Consider the following 18,027-nt stretch of genomic DNA (forward strand, 5'->3'; position numbering starts at 1 on the left):
AGCCCCTTCGCGGCTGAAGCCGCTCCCACGGATCGTCTGCGCGTCCTGCTTCGTGCTGGAACGCGGCAGCTGTCGCTAGGTCGACGCCCGCCATAGGGCGCGCGCCAGCCTGTCAGTCCAAGGTGCCGATCTTGTCGAGGACATCGGCGCGCGCCATGTCGTTGGGATTGGTGCCGGGTTGGTCCTGTGGCACCTGCATGCCCTTGCTGCGGTAAAAGTCGATCCAGTACTGCGAGATCTGCCCGGTCTGCGGATTCTTGAAGTTCATCGGCTGCAGCGCGAAGACGTGATCGGCGCGGAAGGCGCGTTCGATGAAGTCCGAGCAGTAATAGCTGTCCTCGGCCTGCACGTAGGTGAAGTTGTAGGGCTTGCCGAGCATGCCGCGGGCCTGCGCGATCGCCGCGGGGATGGCCCGGCGCGCGCCGGGCTTGAGCCGGTACAGCACCACGGTGCGCTGCTTGGCCTTGGCCTCGGCCAGGAAGTCGGCCAGGGTCTGCTGGCGCGAGCCTTCGTCATCGGCATGCAGCACGATGCGGGCTGCGCCGTCGCTGGCCACCAGCCCCACGTGGTCGTAGTTCAGCTCGCCCACCTTGCCCGTGGCGTCCTGGATGGCCCCGCTCAGTCCCGTGCCGACGGCGGTGACGAAGACCAGATCGCCATCCCGCACCTTCGGTGAGGCAGCCTGGGCAGGCAGGGCAGCGGTGAACAGCAGCGCGATGGAGAGCAGCAGCGTACGCATGACGACGACAGAGTGACCAGGTGAGGGCGACATTAGAGCACCTCACACAATGTCGAGCTCCTGCTGTGGGAGCGGCTGTGGGGGACTAGGGTCATCAATCCGAAGGCTGCGCATCGACCTTCAACCAGTCGATCAAGGCCCGCAGCGCCGGCGGCGTCTGCCGCCGGCTCGGATGGTAAAGGTGATAACCGGGGAAGCGCGGGCACCACGCATCCAGCACCTGTACCAGCGTGCCGGCGGCCAGGTCCTCGGCGACTTCGTGTTCCATCACATAGCCCAGGCCAACGCCGGCGCGGATGGCCGCCAGGGCCAGGGGCATTTCGTCGGCGATCAGCGGGCCGCGCGTGCGCACGTTGAGCGGCCGGCCGTCCTGCTCGAACTCCCAAGGCAGCAGGCCGCCGGTGCTCTTGAGCCGGTAGCCGATGCAGGCATGGCGCTCCAGCTCGGCCGGGGTCTGCGGCGGCCGATGGCGGCTGAAGTATTCCGGCGTGCCGACCACGATCGTGCGCAGGTCCGGCCCCACGCGCACAGCGATCATGTCCTTGTCCACATGCTCGCCGAACCGGATCCCGGCATCGAAACCCTCGGCCACCAGGTCGGTCAGGCCGTTGTCGATGGACACTTCCACCGTGACATCCGGATGGGCGCGCAGGAAGCCCGGCAGCCGGGGCTCCAGCACCATCTGTGCGGCGTAGGCAAAGGTGGTGATGCGCACGCTGCCGGTGGTGGACTGGCGCCAGTGATCCAGGGCGTTGAGGCCCTCCTCGATATGCGCCAGCGCCGGGGCCAGCGACTGCAGCAGGCGCTCGCCGGCATCGGTCGGCGCCACGCTGCGGGTGGTGCGCGCCAGCAGCCGCACGCCCAGGCGTTGTTCCAACCCGCGCATGGCATGGCTCAGCGCGGAGGCGGACATGCCCAGCGTGCCGGCGGCGCGGGTGAAGCTGCGCTCGCGGGCGACGGTGGCGAAGGCAAGCAGATCGTTGAGTTCGCGGCGCTCCATTACTGCAGTGTGCTCACAAGCCCATGCGCCCGGCAATGGCTAATCAAGCCGCGCGCTCCCGCCTAGCCTGTACGCAAACGCCGCAACGGCGGCCCGCAAGAGGAGACATCGCATGGATCTGACGCATTACCGCAGCCTGGGCCGCTCCGGCCTGCTGGTGAGCCCGCTGGCCCTGGGCACCATGACCTTCGGCGCGCAGCGCTGGGGCTCGGGCGATGCCGCCTCGCGGGCGGTGTTCGACGCCTACATCCAAGCCGGCGGCAACTTCGTCGATACCGCCGACCTGTACGCCAGCGGGCAGAGCGAGACGCTGCTGGGCCGCTTCATCCAGGAAGCCGGCGTGCGCGATGCGCTGGTGGTGGCGACCAAGTCCGGCTTTCCGCGCCGCGAGGGCGTGGCCCATGGCGGCGGCAACGGCGCCAAGAACATCCGCATCGCGCTGGAACACTCGCTCGAGCGTTTGCGCACGGACTACATCGACCTGTACTGGATGCACGTCTGGGACCGCGTCACCCCGCCGGAGGAAGTGCTGCAGACCCTGGCCGACCAGGTGCGCGCCGGCAAGATCCTGCACTACGGCTTCTCCAACACGCCGGCCTGGTACGTGGCGCGGGTGGCGACGCTGGCCCAGGCCCATGGCCTGCCGCAGCCGGTGGGCCTGCAGTACCAGTACTCGCTGATCGACCGCGGAGTGGAGCTGGACCTGCTGCCCGCCGGCAACGCGCTGGGCCTGGGGCTGGTGCCCTGGAGCCCGCTGGGCGGCGGCCTGCTGACCGGCAAGTACGGGCGGCAGATGCTGGCCCAGGCCGGGCGCGCCTCGCGCCTGCCGGGCGATGGCGGCGCGGCGCAGACGCCGTCGCAGGACAGCGATGGGCGCCTGAACGGCGACAACCCCTTCGGCGGCATGCTGTTCACCGAGCGCAACTTCGACATCGTCGATGTGGTGCGGGCGGTGGCGCAGGAGACCGGACATGCGATGGCGCAGGTCGCCCTGGCCTGGGTGTGCCAGCAGCCGGGGGTGTCCTCCACCCTGATCGGTGCCAGCCGCGCCGAGCAGCTGCAGCAGAACCTGGCCGCGCTGGAGGTCGCGTTCACGCCGGAGCAGCGCCAGCGTCTGGACGCGGCCAGCCGGCCGCCGGCCTTGAACCCTTACTTCATCTTCCAGCTGCCGCCGCAGATGATCTTCGGAACCGAGCACGTGCAGGGGTGGCGCGCCGCTTGAGCCTGTGGCGGCGCGCGAATGCAGCGCGCTCCAGTCCCCGGGCTGGCAGCCTGCTGCCGGGTCAGGCGAATGGCCAGCGCGCGCGCATGCCGGAACACGAGGCGCAGGAAGCGCACCTGCGCCGAATGTCTATGCACCTTCCTCGCGGCGCAGGTGCGCTCAGTCCTCGAACGCCGCCAGGATGGGGCAGGCGCAGGGCGTGCGGTCCTGGGCACAGGCCTGCGCCAGGCGACTGAGCCGGTCGCGGGCGCGCTGGAGCTCCTCGATCTGCGCGTCCAGCCGGTGCAGGCGCTGCTGCGCCAGGGCATGGGCCCGGTGCCGGTCCTGGGCCGCATCCAGCTGGATCAGCTCGGCGATCTCCCCCAGCGTGAAGCCAGCCGCCTGCGCCCTGCGGATGAAACGCAGGCGGTGCAGGTGCGCCTGCCCGTAGCGACGCGTGCCCTGGCCCCGTTCGGGCGTGTCCAGCAGCCCCTTGCGCTGGTAGAAGCGCACGGTTTCCACCCCAACCTCGCCGGCGGCGGCCAAGGTGCCGATGGTCCATGTCATGGCTTGACTCCGTACTACGGTACGGGGTCTATGGTGGCGGCCGATCCCGCACACAAGCGTCGGAAAGCCCCATGTCCAGCCACCCCGCCTCCACGCGCCAGGCCACGCTCTACCGCATGGTCATGCCCAAGCACACCTGTCCCTACGGCCTGAAGGCCCGCCACCTGCTGCGGCGCCAGGGCTACCAGGTGGACGACCGCTGGCTCACCACGCGCGAGGCGACCGATGCCTTCAAGGCCGAGCACGGGGTCAAGACCACCCCGCAGGTGTTCATCGACGGCATGCGCATCGGCGGCTACGACGACACCCGCCGCTACTTCGGCAAGCCGGTCGCCGCGCCGGGCAGCACCAGCTACAAGCCGGTCGCCGCCCTGTTCGGCATGACCCTGCTGATGGCGCTGGCTGCCAGCCAGGCGGCCTTCGGCACGGTGCTGACCGTGCAGGCCGCGCAGTGGTTCATCGCCTTCAGCATGGCGGCACTGGCGATGACCAAGCTGCAGAACATCGAGACCTTCGCCACGATGTTCCTCAACTACGACCTGCTGGCCCGGCGCTGGGTGCCTTACGCCTATCTGTATCCGTTCGCCGAAGGCCTGGCCGGCGTGCTGATGATCGCCGGGGTGCTCGACTGGCTGTCCATTCCGCTGGCGCTGCTGATCGGCGGGATCGGCGCGGTCTCGGTGTTCAAGGCGGTCTACCTGGACAGGCGTGAGCTCAAGTGCGCCTGCGTGGGCGGGGCCAGCAACGTGCCGCTGGGTGGGGTGTCGCTGCTGGAGAACCTGATGATGATCGGCATGGCGGTGTGGATGGCCTTGCCGGCGCTGGGTGCGTCCGCCGTGCACTAGGCATGGCGACAGCCCGGCCGTCATCTCGCTCGGCCATACTCGGCAGGTCCCAGAGGAGCGCCGCGCATGTCCACCGAAGGTTCCGTCAGGTTGCGCCCGCTGGAGCGCGAAGACCTGCATTTCGTCCACCAGCTGGACAACAACGCCAGCGTGATGCGCTACTGGTTCGAGGAGCCGTACGAGACCTTCGCCGAGCTGTCCACGCTGTACGACGAGCACATCCACGACCAGCGCGAGCGCCGCTTCGTGGTCGAGTCGCAGGGCCGCAAGGCCGGGCTGGTGGAGCTGGTGGAGATCGACCACGTTCACCGCCGCGCCGAGTTCCAGATCATCATCGCCCCGGAGCAGCAGGGGCAGGGCATCGCCTCGGCGGCTACGCGGCTGGCGATGGATTATGGCTTCAGCGTGCTCAACCTCTACAAGATCTACCTGCTGGTGGACCGCGAGAACCACCCGGCCCTGCACATCTACCAGCAGCTGGGCTTCCAGGTGGAAGGCCAGCTGCGGCACGAGTTCTTCATCAACGGCCAGTACCGCGACGTGACCCGGATGTGCCTGTTCCAGCATGAATACCTGGCCACGCATCGGCCGGTGCAGACCGCGCTGGTCACGCCGATGGCGCAGTAGCCCGGCCGAAACGAGAACGCCCCCGCACGGGGCGGGGGCGTCGCGTGAAGCGTCAGCGGGCGGGCCTTGCAGCCCGCCGCCGATGGCCGATCACCACTCGTAGGAGACCCGGGCGTAGTAGCGCGGACCGAAGAAGCCGATCGGGCTGCCCAGCAGATAGTCGCGCGCGCCGGTGGTGGCGTAGCGCTCCTCGTTGAAGTTGAGGATGGCCGCGGGCGTCTTGTCCGGGTATTCGCCGAACAGGTTGTCCGCGCCCACGCTCACGCGCAGGCCCTTGACCGGCTTGTAGGTCAGCTCGACGTTGGTGGTGAACAGCGTGCCGATCTCGGCCTTGTAGTAGGTCACCCCGTTGATGGTGACCAGATCCAGCGTGTCCATGATCTGCGGATAGGCCGCGTAGGTGCCGGTGGTGGCCAGGGTGTACTGCGGGCCGTAGATGTTCTCACGCAGCAGCAGGCTGACCTTGTCGCTGAAGTGGAAGGTGGCGCCCAGGTTGACGCGATAGCGCGGGCTGTTCTTCTCGATGGCCACGATGTCCTGGTCGGTCAGCAGCGGCAGGCCGCCCAGGTCGGCCGTGGCATTGCCCACGCGGGTGACCTCGGTCTTGTTGTAGTTGGCCGCCAGCAGCCAGTCGATCCGGCCCCAGTCGAACTCGGTGGTGTAGTTGGTCACCCAGTCCACGCCGGTGGTCTTGGTGTCCAGCGCGTTGGTGAAGTAGTTCAGGCCGATGTTGGCGCGCGCGGTCTGGTCGAAGCTGCCGCCCGGGGCAGTGGGATCGGTGGGGTTGCCGAGGAAGCCGCCGGCCACCAGGGCCGCGCCGAGGGTGGCGTTATAGGTGTCGTCCGGGACGCCGTCGCGATTGGTATCGGCCGGGTCGGGCAGGGTCGGGTCGGGCACGCCGCCGTTGCGACCGGTGACGGTGTTGATGGTCTGGCTGGTGGAGTACAGCAGCGTGCTGCCCATGCGGATGCGGTCGTCGATCTTGATCTGGTAGGCGTCGACGGTGCTGGTCAGGTTGGGCAAGGGCTTGAACACCAGGCCCAGGCTGATGTTCTGGCTGGTCTCCGGGCTCAGGCCGTTACCGACGTTGGCCGCGGCGATGGTCGCGGTGGCGGCGGTCGGGCCGACCTGGATGGCGGTGTAGTAGTTCTCGCCCATGGTCGGGGCGCGGAAGCCGGTGCTGAAGGTACCGCGCACGGCGACGGCGTCGTTGAAGTCGTAGCGCGTGGTCAGCTTGCCGATGGCCTTGCTGCCGAAATCGCTGTAGCGCTCGTAGCGGCCGGCCAGGTCGACGATCCAGTTGTCGGTGGGGTTGAGGATCAGGTTGACGAAGGCGGCCTTGTTGTTACGCGAGTAGTCGCCTGCCGCCAGCGGGTTGTACCCGGGGAAGGCGGCCGAGCCCGAACCGGTGTAGGAGGCCTCTTCGCCGGCGAAGATGGCGTAGGTGTCCTTGCGGTACTCGATGCCGGCGGCCAGGGTGACCGGCGCGGCCAGCCCCCAGTCGAAGTCGCGACTGACATCCAGGCTGGTATCCCACTGCGAGGCCTCGAAGCTACCCACGTAGAAGTTGTCCGGCGAGAAGCCGTAGCGATTCCACAGGGTGAAGTTCATCGAGTGGGTGTTGCGGATGTCCATCTTGTTCTTGCCGTAGTTGCTGGACAGGTCGTAGGTCCAGCCGGCCAGCTCGCCGGTGATGCCCACGCCGAGCTCCCAGTCCTTCTCCTTGGAGTCGATGGAGGGCGAGAAGCCGAGCGGGTACTTGTTGATGTCCGCCTCGGTCAGCGGGCGGCCGCTGCGCGGGCCGACGCCGCCGATCGGATCGGTGCGGTCGCCGTCGCCGTTGGCGTCGTAGCCACCGTCCTGCGAGGGGCGGCGGTAGCTCTGCCAGCTCTGGGTGGCCTTCTGGCCGAAGCTGCCGGTCGCGTACAGCTCGGTGACATCGTCCAGGAACATCCCGGCGCTGATGAAGCCGATGTCGCGCTGCACGGCTGGGGAGTCGCCCTGGTGGCTGTTGTTGGGGAACCAGGGGTTGTAGATCATGTTGTATTCGTTCTCACGCGCCAGATTGGCCGCACCGGTGGAGGTGGGGTAACCGCTGGCGGTGGTGCCGGAGTTGGTCGCCGGGCAGCCCTTGGCCGGATCCTTCAGGCGATCGGCCACGCAGGCGGCCGCGCCGTACTCGGTACCGGGGCGGCTGATGGTTTCGCGGCGCTCGCGTTCCAGCGCGAGGTTGAAATAGCTGTTCTCGCCACCGAAGCCGAAGTTGGCCTGGTAGTTGGTGGTGAAGCCGCCGCCATCGTCGTAGCCGCCGGCCATGGCCTGCAGGCTGCCGCCGTTGGCGTCCTTCTTGGTAATGAAGTTGATCACGCCGGCGATGGCGTCCGAGCCGTACAGCGCGGCGGCGCCGTCGGTCAGCACCTCGGTGCTGGCGATGGCGCTGGTGGGGATGAAGCTCAGGTCGGTGGGCGCGGCGCCGGCAAAGGTGCCGAGCACGGCCACGTTGGAGGTGAAGTGGCGGCGCTTGCCGTTGACCAGCACCAGGGTGTGGTTGGGCGAGAGCGCGCGCATGTTGGCCACCAGCGTGGCGCTGGTCATGTCCGTGCCCTGCTGGCTGGCATTGATGCTGGGCACTTGGGTGGCCAGCTGGTTCATCAAGTCCGGCGCGCCGGATTCCCTCAGCGCTTCGGGCGTCACCACCTGGATCGGCGCAGGGCTGTCCGAGGCCTGCATGCCGACGCGGCGGGTGCCGGTGACGATGACGTTGTCCAGGGTGGCCGGTGCATCGACCGCGGCCGGGCCGGTGGCCTCCTGGGCCTGGGCGGTGCCGGTGATGGCGGCCGCGAGGGTCATCGACACTGCGATGGCCTCGCACAGCACGCGACGCCTGATGCGGGTGGTCTGCTTGTGACTGCCTGACTGGATGACACCTGACATGTGCTGCGCTCCGTGGGGGGGTTGCGTGGGGCGTGGCGTTTTTCCCGCCAAGCCGAATGAAGGAGAGGCGCCGCCGCAAGGCGCGGGCAGGGCCAGACAAGCAGCGTTGGCTGCCGATGCGCGCGCGGGGGAGATGGGAAGACGTCTGCTTCCTGTGCCATGCATCCGCGTGCAGGCCCGCACCGGCCCCTGTTCCGGGGCTGCAGCGCGCTGGCGCATCGGACCTCTGGCTTTCCCCTGTGACGTGCCGGTCGCAGGACGTGGGCTGGCAGGTCGCAGGTGGGCGCGCCGCGTTCGCGCGAAGACCGCAGCGATCAGCGTCGCAACCCTTGCCTGCCCCCGTGGCGCCGGCCGCCCCCTGGTCCGGCGTCCGGCACTGCCCGTGTCCTGCTGTCGCGTGTGCGCTGGCGCGTGCATCCGGCCTGCCGCGCGGATCCCCATCCGCGCCATATGGCAGGTGTCGACTTGCCGTTGCATCGCCAGTCATCACCGCTGTGGAACGAGATATAGCAATGCAAGTGCGAACTGGTGCTCAGACCGGCGGGTAGGTCGAGCGCATCAGGGTGGGCAGGTCCACCGCATCGGGGTGGCGCGGAATGCGCGCGATCCACGCGCGAGGAGATCCTTGCTGCGCTTAGGCTTTCGCGAAAGTGACGTCACCGACAGCTTGATGAGGCATGACCGCGTTTGCGGGTGGCCAAGGCGCAAGGGAGTAGGGGATGGACGTGATCGGCAGCGTCCGGCACGCGTCGCTGTGTCATTGGTTTCAACGCAAACCGAAGCTCGGCAAGGCTTGCCGCGGGCGGGTGGTGCATGACTTATGGCCTACCCGGTGCCGGTGTTCTCAGCCTAGGCTTGCCGACTGCGCCGGTCACGGCGTGTATTCCCTGCAAGTCGGAGAACCCCATGACGTTGAACACGCTTGTCCCCCTGTGCCTGGCCGCGTCCATCGCCGTTGCCATGTCCGCTTGCGGCAAACAGGAGCAGGCACCGCAGGCCGCCAGCGCGCCGCAGATGCCGGCGCTGGACCTGTCCAGAATCGACGCGCCGACGCTGTCGCTGAAGGCCGCCGACCTGGATGCCTCGGCCAATGCGTGCCAGGACCTCAACGCCTACGTCAATGGCAAGTGGCTCAAGGCCAATCCGGTGCCGGCCGATCGCACCACCTGGGGCAGCTTCGAGGTGCTGGCCGAGCGCACCCTGGCGATCCAGCACGCGCTGGTCGAGCAGATCGCTCAGGCCCAGCCGGCGGCCGGCAGCATCGAGGCCAAGCTGGGCGATGTCTGGCGCACGGGCATGGACGAGGCGGCGATCGACGCGGCCGGCATCGCCCCGCTGCAGCCGCAGCTGGAGGCCATCGCCGGCCTGAAGAATGCCGGGGCTGTCGTCGCTTGGCTGCGCGAGCGCTATGCCCAGGGCCAGGGCTTCCTGTTCTCCTTCGGCGGCAACGCCGACTACAAGGACTCCGGGCAGGTCATCGCCTACGCCGGCCAGGGCGGCCTGGGGCTGCCGGAGAAGGGCTATTACTTCGATGAGGACAAGGCGCAGATCCGCCAGGACTACGTGAAGTACATCGCCCAGCTGCTGCAGCTCTCCGGCACCGATGCGGCCCAGGCGCAGGCCCAGGCCGAGGCGGTGCTGGCATTCGAGACGCGCCTGGCCAAGGCTTCGCTGTCGCGGATCGAGCTGCGGGATCCGGCCAAGCGCTACAACCCGGTCAACGCGATGGAAGCCAACGGCATCACCCCGCACTTCGACTGGATCGCCTTCTTCGACGCCCTGAAGGTGCCGGCGGCCAACAAGTTCTCGCTGTCCCAGCCGGCGTTCTTCCGCGAGCTGGACACGATGCTGGCCGAGGTGCCGGTGGACACCTGGCAGGCCTACCTGCGCTTCCACACCATCGATGAGGCCGCGCCGTACCTGGCCAAGCCGTTCGAGCAGGCCAACTTCGACTTCTACGCCAAGACCCTGCGTGGCCAGCAGGAGATGCTGCCGCGCTGGAAGCGCACGCTGGGCGCGGTCAACGACGCCATGGGCGAGGCGTTGGGCCAGTTGTACGTCAAGGCCGCCTTCCCGGCCGAATCCAAGGCGCAGATGCAGCAGCTGGTGCAGAACCTGTCGGCGGCCTTGAAGGTGCGGCTGGAAAACCTGGACTGGATGAGCCAGGACACCAAGCAGCGCGCGCTGGAGAAGTGGGCCAGCTTTACGCCGAAGATCGGCTACCCGGACAAGTGGCGCGACTGGAGTGGGCTGCAGACGCGCGGCGATGGCTTCCTGGCCAACATGCAGGCCGCGCAGGCCTTCAACTACCGCTGGCGCCTGGACAAGATCGGCAAGCCGGTGGACCGGACCGAGTGGGGCATGACCCCGCAGACGGTCAACGCCTACTACAACAGCACCAAGAACGAGATCGTGTTTCCCGCGGCGATCCTGCAGCCGCCGTTCTTCGACGCCAAGGCCGATCCGGCGCTCAACTACGGCGGCATCGGCGCGGTGATCGGCCACGAGATGATGCATGGCTACGACGACGCGGGCAGCCAGTTCGATGCCAAGGGCAACTTCGACAGCTGGTGGACCGATGATGACCGCCGGCTGTTCACCGAGCGCACCGACCAGCTGGTGGCGCAGTTCGACGGCTACGAATCCATCGGCGGCCAGCACGTCAAGGGCAGGCTGACCCTGGGCGAGAACATCGGCGACCTGGGCGGCCTGACCGTGGCCTACGACGCGTTGCAGATGGCGCTCAAGGCCGACCCGCAGGCCAACAAGGAGATCGACGGCCACACCCAGGACCAGCGCTTCTTCATGAACTGGGCCACGGTGTGGCGCCGCAACTTCACCGATGGCGAGCTGAAGGTGCGCCTGAACACCGACCCGCACGCCCCGGCCAACTTCCGCGCCATCGCCGCTCCGTCCAATATGCCCGCCTACGCCCAGGCTTTCGCCTGTAAGCCCGGCGATGCCATGGTGCGCGCGGACAAGGATCGCGTGGTGATCTGGTAGGCGGGCAGTCAGCTGCTGAGGATTGGAGCGAGCGAGACGTCGGTGGGAGCGGCTTCAGCCGCGAAGGGGCTTTCCCGGTAAAGCTCCTTCGCGGCTGAAGCCGCTCCCACAACTGCAGGGTTAAATCCGCTGGCGCGCGGCATTTTCCTTGGCGATTTCGCCGCCGCGTTTGCGCCGTCGCGCATCGCGATCTTGCTATCGTGCGGCACACCCGATGCGCTGGAGCCGACGATGACCCGCCTGACCGCCAAGGATTTCGCCCCGGAACTGCTGGAGCTGTACGACGGCTACGTGCATGGGCACATCAGTCGCCGCCAGTTCCTCGACCGCGCCGCGCGCTACGCCATCGGCGGGCTGACCGCCGCCGGCATCCTGGCATCGCTCAGTCCCGACTACGCGTTGGCCACGCAGGTGGAGTTCACCGACCCGGACATCGTGGCCGAGTACATCACCTATCCCTCGCCCAAGGGCCACGGCAACGTGCGCGGTTATCTGGTGCGGCCGGCCAAGGCCGCAGGGCCGGTGCCCGGCGTGGTGGTGGTGCACGAGAATCGCGGGCTCAATCCCTACGTCGAGGACGTGGCCCGGCGCGTGGCCAAGGCCGGCTACCTGGCGCTGGCGCCGGATGGCCTGAGTTCGGTGGGCGGCTATCCGGGCAACGACGAGAAGGGCCGCGAGCTGCAGGCCAAGGTCGATCCGGAAAAACTGATGAACGACTTCTTCGCCGCGGTGGACTACCTGCTCGATCCGACGCGCACCACCGGCAAGGTCGGCATCACCGGTTTCTGCTACGGCGGCGGCGTGGCCAATGCCGCGGCGGTGGCCTATCCGGAACTGGCCGCGGCCGTGCCTTTCTACGGGCGGCAGCCGCGCGCGGAGGAAGTCGCGGCGATCAAGGCGCCGCTGCTGATCCACTATGCAGAGAAGGATGAGCGCATCAATGCCGGCTGGCCGGACTACGAGGCCGCGCTCAAGCAACAGCGCAAGACCTACCAGGCCTACGTGTATCCCGGCACCAGCCACGGCTTCCACAACGATTCCACGCCGCGCTACGACAAGGTCGCTGCCGAGCTGGCCTGGTCGCGCACCCTGGCGTGGTTCGGCAAGTACCTGGCCTGACGGGCGCCCTTCGGGGATCCGTAACAACCTCGCATCGCCACGATCCAGCCGCGTGCAGGTTGCCCTGTGGGAGCGGATTTCCAAGGAGCGCTGCTTCACGGCTAAAAGCCGCTCCCACGCTGTTCTATGGGGGTTATCCGAAGATGCCGCGACTCAGTAGTTGACCTGCAGCTGCAGGCGCAGCAGGTCGCCGTCCACCAGCGGGTAGGGAGCGGCGCTGACATCGGTGCGGCGCATGTGCGAGTAGGCGAACAGTACTTCCAGCGCCTCCATCGGCTGCCACTCCACGCCGGCCTCGGTCTCGTCCACGCGCATGCGCGGTGCGTTGGTGTCGAACTTCGAGGCGCCGCGATAGGTCTGCCACTTCGCGTAAGGCATCAGCGAGCCGTAGCGGCCATCGAGCTTGTACATGGCCTGGATGTAGCCGCCCTTGAGCGTGGTGCTGCGGATGCGCTGCTGCTCCACGTCCAGCTGCGGCCCCTTGCCCACGGTCCACTCGGCCTGCACGCCGAAGGGCTGCGGGTACCAGATGAAGTGCGCGGCCACGCGCTGGTCCCTGACGCCCTCGGCGTCTTCCAGCTGCGGGGTGAAGGTCTGGCCATCCAGGGTGACGGCCGAGGTGCTGGAGACGAAACGGCCCGAATAGGCATCGACACCGGCCTCGACATACTGGCCATTGGCCAGCTTGAACGGATAGGTCGCGTGCGCCACCACGTGCAGGCTGTCGTTGCGGTCGGCGCGGTTGGCGCCCTGGCCGTTGTAGACGCCCAGGCCCAGCACACCGTAGTCGCCCGAGCCCTTCAGGCCCAGCTTGGTCAGCTCGGCGAAGCGCTTGCGTGCGGTCTGCGGCGTGTAATAGAACACCGCGCCCATGTCGCGCTCATCGCGCAGGCCGGAGTTGAGCGCATCGGCGCGGTCGGGCGAGAGCCGGTTCTGGCTGGACTGCAGGTTTTCCCAGCCGTAAGGCATCTTGGACTGGCCCACGCGCAGGCGGTACTCGCGCTTGTCGTCGAAGTAGATGTCCGCATACGCATCGCGCAGCTGGGCGAAGTTAGAGGTGGACGAGCCGCTCGGCGTGCTGGCGAAGTCGGGCTGGAAGTACAGCGAGACGTGGTCGTTGATATCGCCGCTGAGCACCAGTCTGGCGCGGCGGATGCCCATGCTCTGGTCCGCGCCGATGAAGCGATCGCCCGGCGCCTGCAGGTCCTCGGCATCGCCACCGATCTCCTGGTTGTAGCGCATCTGGATATAGCCGCGCAGGCCAATCCTGTCGTACCACTTCTTCTCTTTCTCCACCGGCATCTGCGCCAGCTGAGTGGCGGCCTGGGGCGCTGGCGCGGCCGGCGCGGGCTGCGCCTGCTCGGTGCTGGACGCCGTGCCCGCGGCTGTCGCCGTCTGCAGGGCCGGGGCGGCCGCGGCGGTCGCGCTAGCGGGCGCCGCGCCGGCCTGCGGGCCCTCCACCTGCACGAAGGTGCCCAGCTTGTCGCGGCCCGGACCGGGTTCGGCAAAGATCTGCTTGGTCTTGCGGTCCACGTACAGGTCCAGCTCGGCCGCTTCGAGCGGTGCGCCGGTGGCGGCGGCCATGGCGCAGACCAGGGAGGAAAGGACTTTCTTCTTCATCGGGCACTCGGTTCGGCGAGGATGGGCGGGCCTGTCCGGCCATCCGGTGTCCTGGACAGTGGCCTGGTCAGTGCCCGCTGCATGGCCGGCGCCAGGCCGTTACCACACGGGCGGCGAGACGATATGTCGGTGATGTTTCAGCTTGATGACACACTGAAACGTGGCGTTCATCTCTCTGCCACATGCGCAGCCGGCCGGCCGCGTCTCATCGCAGGCCGTGGGCCTGAGGCTTTTTCCTACAGCACGGAACGGTGTCGGCCGATGCCGCGGCCAAGCGCCCGCCTGCATCCTGAATCCACCCGGCCGGCACGGCGTTCGGTCCAGGACGGACCCGCCGGCGCAGGATGCGCCAGCGGCGTGCCCGGTCGGGTTCCCCAATTGCCCCGGTTTCCCCCCGGGGCGTTTTTTTGTTGTCCCAACCCCAGGATGGAGGCACGGGGCGTTGCGGCTTCGGTTGGGCAGCGCTCCGGCGGCCGATAGCCGCGCTTCCCCGGTCGGGGCATGCTGCCCAGCCTCGAGGCGCGCTGCTGACTGCCTCGCTTGCCGCAACCACCGACCACCAACCACCAAACCGCTGCTGCACGCATTTGGTTAAAAGGCTTCGGATTGAAGCATCCAGATCCATCAGGTCGCGGGCCTGGTCCTGAGTCGGGGATGGCGGAAAGCGGGCCATGGATGGCCCGCGGCGGCGAGTCAGCCATGGATGGCCGACCGAGCCGAGGAGCCATCCCCGACTCGGGACCAGGCTGTCTGGCGAAGTCAGTGCACCGGGCCGCAGAAGTCAGTGCACCAAGGACGCTCCCGTTGCTGCACCGGTCTGCATCCCCGCATTCCGATGGCAAACCGCGTCCTCTCCCGGCGACCGCGCTCAGTCGGCCTGTGTGGCCACCGGGCTCGCCGGGTCGGCAGGCGTCTTGTCCTGGTGCGGGGGCGCCAGCTCCACGCGGTCGCGACCGGCATGCTTGGCCGCATACATGGCGGCATCGGCGCGCTGCAGGATCGGCACGATGTCGGCATCGCCCGGCAGCAGGCCGGTGACCCCGCCGCTGACGGTCAGCCGCAGGTCGGGCATGTCCAGTGAGGCGGCCGCGGTGGCCATCAGCGTGCGCAGCATTTCGATGCGCATGACCGCATAGCGCGGTTGCGCGCCGGGCAGGAAGATCAGGAACTCCTCGCCGCCCATGCGCGCCACGTAGTCGGTGCCGCGGAACACGGTCCGCAGGGTCTGTGCGAAGTACTCCAGCACGCGGTCGCCGGCCTCGTGCCCGTAGCGGTCGTTGATCGCCTTGAAGTGATCCAGGTCCAGGAAGGCCACCGACAGCGGACGGCCCCGCCGCTGCGCATCGCCACGGGCCATGGTCAGCGCCTCCAGTGCCGCGCGCCGGTTGGGCAGCCCGGTCAGCGCATCGGTCTGCGCCAGCACCCGCATCTCGTCGCGCTGCTGGCGCAGGCTGCCCAGGCGCAGGTTGATCACCATGCCCATGGTCAGTTTCATCCAGCAGCCGGCCAGCATCATCAGCTCGACCTTCCACGAGGCCAGCCACGCCGGCGCGGTCAGTTCCAGCAGGGCAATGATCAGGAAGGGGGCCAGCGAGGACATCGCGGCGATGCCGCCACGCGCGCCCTGCGCCACGCCCTTGACCGCGCAGGCGGCCACGACCAGGCACAGCAGGTAGAACGCGACCTCGGCCAGCACCGAGGCCGCGCCCCAGGCCTGCATCGGCAACAGCAGCATCGCCAGGGCCAACACGGGGCAGAGCCGCACCAGCCAGCGCGTGGCCGGATCCAGCCAGCGCACCTGGCGCACCAGCCGGGTCTGCATCACGATCAGGCGCAGGCTGACGCCGATCAGGCCGATCGGCAGCGCCAGCATCAGCGGTACCGCCAGGTCGCCCAGCGGCAACCAGGGCTGGGGCCTGGCCCACAGACCCGACATCATGGCCAGCCACAGGCCGAACACCAGCGACTCGATGGCATAGGTCAGGAAGGCGCGCTCGCGCGTGCCGACCCAGGTCAGCATCGCCGAGACCAGCAGCGCGAACATGATGGCGATGGCGGCGACCCGCAGCGAATAGCGGCCCGCATCCAGCCGCTGCAGGGGGGCCGGTTCGCCCAAGGTGATCAGCGGGCGCCACAGCGGCAGCAGCGGCGGGTCGAACGTCACCTCGATCGGGTCCCGGTTGCCCACCGGTGGCACCAGCACCGTGCCCATGCCGGACAGGAAGCGCGAATCCAGGGTGCGCGCGTCCTGCAGCGTGCCGCAGCGCTCGCGCGTGCCGTGGCGGATGGCGACTTCGCCGCGCTGGACATTGGTCACCACCACCGCCTGCGGATGCCCCGACCACCCGCTCTCAGGTGCCGGCAGCAGCAGCCGGGTGCGGTTGCGGTCATCCTGCGGCGCGCATTGAGGGGTCTTCTCGCCCTGGGCCGCGGGTTGGCCGGTGACCACATAGTCGCCCGCCGGCCCGCCTGCACTGATCCCTGCGACCACGCCCGATACCAGCAGGGCGGCCAGGACCAGCCCGAGCCAGTAGCGTGTTAGCTGAAAGCGGGCCATGTCCTTCCATGCGGATCCAGACGGAACGGGAGTCCGACCTTCGGTACATGTTAGCGGCCGTCGCGGGCGGGAGTTGAGCGTCGCCCGGAGGTGAAGGCAGCGAACGGACGCGTTGCGCGTGGCCATAACGCCCGCGTGCATAGCCTGCGCGCAAGGCCGAGCACGGTCGGGTCGCCCACAGCACAATCAGGAGCTCTCATGAAAATTCCCGCAGGTACCTTGGTGGTCGTGGCCGATGGCGGTGGCGCACGTGTGTTCCGCAATGTCGGCGAGGAGGGAGGGCTGACCCTGCGGCAGGAGCAGTTGCTCGAGCTGATGAACATGAATGACGACGGGCCATCGGGCGCCATGCCGCCAGAATCCACCGGCTCGCAGATCGATGAGGCCACCTTCGCCAAGCAGCTGGCCAAGAGCCTGAACGCTGGTGCCCTGAAGAACCAGTATGCGCACGCCGTGCTGGTGGCCGATCCCCAGACCCTGGGCCAGATCCGGCCCATGCTGCACAAGGCCACCACCGAGCGGCTGCTGGCCGAGATCGCCAAGGATCTGACCAATGCCCCGCTAGAGGCGATCGAGCGCGCGCTGCACTGATCGGCCCGGCGGTGACCCGGTAGGGCCCGAGCGCCCTGCCGGCTTGTGCGATCCGCTGTCGGACGGCAACATCACACCTCGGCCACGGACCTTTGGCGAAGCTGTGGCGGTGACCCGTTCCATGAGATGCACCATGCTGCGACCGTTGCTGTTCGTCTCCGCCTGCCTGCTGGCAGCGCCCGCCGTTGCGCAGGTGCACACCCCGACGTCCAACTTGCCGGTGCCCAGCCTGGACCTGGCGCGCTATGCCGGGAAATGGCATGAAATCGCCCACTTGCCGATGTTCTTCCAACGCAAGTGCGTCAGCGACATCACTGCCGAGTACACGCCCTTGGCCGATGGGACCTTGCAGGTGGTCAACAGCTGTCGCGACAAGGAGGGCGAGGTGGAAACGGCGACCGGGACGGCGCGCAGCGTGACCGGGCGCTCGGGCGCGCTGGAGGTGCGGTTCGCACCGCGCTGGCTGTCCTGGGCACCGGTGGCCTGGGGCGACTACTGGGTGGTGGAGATCGACCCGGACTACCAGTGGGCGGTGGTGGGCGGCAGCAGCCGCGAACACCTGTGGATCCTCTCGCGCACCCCCACGATGGAACGCAGCCTGTTCAACGAGTTGCGCAAGCGCACCGAAGCCCGGGGCTACGACCTCAGCGAACTGATTGTCGCTGCGCCATTGAAATAACGACGGCGTCTGTCGCGCCTGAAGTGGCTCTTCGGCGCGCGTGGAGTGCTCACACTGGATTGACCTGCGTGAACCCCACCTGGGCGTTCAGTCTGCAGAGGGCCCTTTTTCACTCCACGGTGTGGCGGCGTCATACAGCATGACGCCATGTCCCATGAGTGGAGAGGTGCATCATGTTGCGTACCATGATGATGATCGGTGCAATGAGCTTGAGTGCGAGCGCGATGGCGCAGCACTATGGCCCGCAGGACGAAGGTCGGCGTTTCAGCGATGGCAGCAAGGTCCAGTGCCGCAATGTCGAGGTCCAGCGCAACAGCAAGGATCCCAACCGCATCGCCGGCACTGCGGCGGGCGCAGTGATCGGTGGCGTGCTGGGCAACCAGATCGGTGGCGGCAACGGCCGCAAGATCGCCACGGTCGGTGGCGCGGTGGCCGGCGGTGCCGCAGGCCGTGCCTTGCAGGGCAACCGCCAGGAGGCCAAGGGCGACCGCATCGTCGAGCAGCGCTGCGAACGCGTCTATCGATAAGTTCGCTTAGCGACCTTT

The 18,027-nt window shown here is 68.1% G+C and carries 14 protein-coding genes; 8 read left to right on the forward strand and 6 right to left on the reverse strand.

What is annotated here, in order from left to right:
* Window positions 1–112: 112 nt before the first annotated feature.
* Window positions 113–739, reverse strand: coding sequence for a YiiX/YebB-like N1pC/P60 family cysteine hydrolase (locus tag EPA99_RS08065; RefSeq protein ID WP_129470689.1), 627 nt, complete (start codon window positions 737–739; stop codon window positions 113–115).
* Between the two features lie 94 nt (window positions 740–833).
* On the reverse strand, window positions 834–1,739 hold the full coding sequence (locus EPA99_RS08070) for a LysR family transcriptional regulator (protein ID WP_129470690.1): 906 nt from the start codon (window positions 1,737–1,739) through the stop codon (window positions 834–836).
* Window positions 1,740–1,851: 112 nt separating this feature from the next.
* On the opposite strand from EPA99_RS08070, the gene EPA99_RS08075 reads away from it, so the two are divergent.
* On the forward strand, window positions 1,852–2,961 hold the full coding sequence (locus tag EPA99_RS08075) for an aldo/keto reductase (protein ID WP_129470691.1): 1,110 nt from the start codon (window positions 1,852–1,854) through the stop codon (window positions 2,959–2,961).
* Between the two features lie 159 nt (window positions 2,962–3,120).
* On the opposite strand, the gene EPA99_RS08080 is transcribed toward EPA99_RS08075, so the two are convergent.
* Window positions 3,121–3,507 carry a MerR family transcriptional regulator gene (locus tag EPA99_RS08080; protein WP_129470692.1) on the reverse strand — a complete coding sequence of 129 codons (387 nt, stop codon included), beginning with the start codon at window positions 3,505–3,507 and terminating at the stop codon, window positions 3,121–3,123.
* Between the two features lie 71 nt (window positions 3,508–3,578).
* On the opposite strand from EPA99_RS08080, the gene EPA99_RS08085 reads away from it, so the two are divergent.
* Window positions 3,579–4,352: a MauE/DoxX family redox-associated membrane protein gene (locus EPA99_RS08085; protein WP_129470693.1), complete on the forward strand. Its 774-nt coding sequence runs from the start codon at window positions 3,579–3,581 to the stop codon at window positions 4,350–4,352.
* A 66-nt stretch (window positions 4,353–4,418) separates the two neighbouring features.
* Window positions 4,419–4,979 (forward strand): spermidine N1-acetyltransferase, encoded by a 561-nt coding sequence (gene speG / locus EPA99_RS08090; RefSeq protein ID WP_129470694.1) that lies wholly within the window; start codon window positions 4,419–4,421, stop codon window positions 4,977–4,979.
* Window positions 4,980–5,069: 90 nt separating this feature from the next.
* On the opposite strand, the gene EPA99_RS08095 is transcribed toward speG, so the two are convergent.
* Window positions 5,070–7,913 carry a TonB-dependent receptor plug domain-containing protein gene (locus tag EPA99_RS08095; protein ID WP_129470695.1) on the reverse strand — a complete coding sequence of 948 codons (2,844 nt, stop codon included), beginning with the start codon at window positions 7,911–7,913 and terminating at the stop codon, window positions 5,070–5,072.
* 906 nt (window positions 7,914–8,819) lie between these two features.
* Here EPA99_RS08095 and EPA99_RS08100 point away from each other — a divergent pair.
* Window positions 8,820–10,916, forward strand: a complete 2,097-nt coding sequence (locus tag EPA99_RS08100) for a M13 family metallopeptidase (RefSeq protein WP_129470696.1) — start codon at window positions 8,820–8,822, stop codon at window positions 10,914–10,916.
* Between the two features lie 231 nt (window positions 10,917–11,147).
* Window positions 11,148–12,035 carry a YghX family hydrolase gene (yghX, locus tag EPA99_RS08105; RefSeq protein ID WP_129470697.1) on the forward strand — a complete coding sequence of 296 codons (888 nt, stop codon included), beginning with the start codon at window positions 11,148–11,150 and terminating at the stop codon, window positions 12,033–12,035.
* 153 nt (window positions 12,036–12,188) lie between these two features.
* Here yghX and EPA99_RS08110 read toward each other — a convergent pair whose 3' ends face one another.
* Both EPA99_RS08110 and EPA99_RS08115 read right to left on the reverse strand, forming a co-directional pair.
* Entirely contained in the window at window positions 12,189–13,655 is a 1,467-nt protein-coding gene (locus tag EPA99_RS08110; RefSeq protein ID WP_129470698.1) for a porin, read from the reverse strand.
* 868 nt (window positions 13,656–14,523) lie between these two features.
* The gene (locus tag EPA99_RS08115; RefSeq protein WP_129470699.1) at window positions 14,524–16,212 is read right to left on the reverse strand and encodes a GGDEF domain-containing protein; all 1,689 of its coding nucleotides are present in this window, start codon (window positions 16,210–16,212) and stop codon (window positions 14,524–14,526) included.
* A 198-nt stretch (window positions 16,213–16,410) separates the two neighbouring features.
* Between EPA99_RS08115 and EPA99_RS08120 the strand changes: the two genes are divergently transcribed.
* From EPA99_RS08120 to EPA99_RS08130, 3 genes are all read left to right on the forward strand, one after another.
* A complete protein-coding gene (locus tag EPA99_RS08120) occupies window positions 16,411–16,803 on the forward strand; it encodes a host attachment family protein (protein ID WP_129470700.1) in 393 nt (130 codons plus the stop codon).
* Between the two features lie 133 nt (window positions 16,804–16,936).
* Window positions 16,937–17,482, forward strand: coding sequence for a lipocalin family protein (locus EPA99_RS08125; RefSeq protein ID WP_129470701.1), 546 nt, complete (start codon window positions 16,937–16,939; stop codon window positions 17,480–17,482).
* Between the two features lie 173 nt (window positions 17,483–17,655).
* Window positions 17,656–18,009 (forward strand): glycine zipper 2TM domain-containing protein, encoded by a 354-nt coding sequence (locus EPA99_RS08130; RefSeq protein WP_241688318.1) that lies wholly within the window; start codon window positions 17,656–17,658, stop codon window positions 18,007–18,009.
* Window positions 18,010–18,027: the final 18 nt, after the last annotated feature.

Origin of the sequence: Pseudoxanthomonas composti, from assembly GCF_004122095.1 — a bacterium.
Lineage (GTDB): Bacteria > Pseudomonadota > Gammaproteobacteria > Xanthomonadales > Xanthomonadaceae > Pseudoxanthomonas_A > Pseudoxanthomonas_A composti.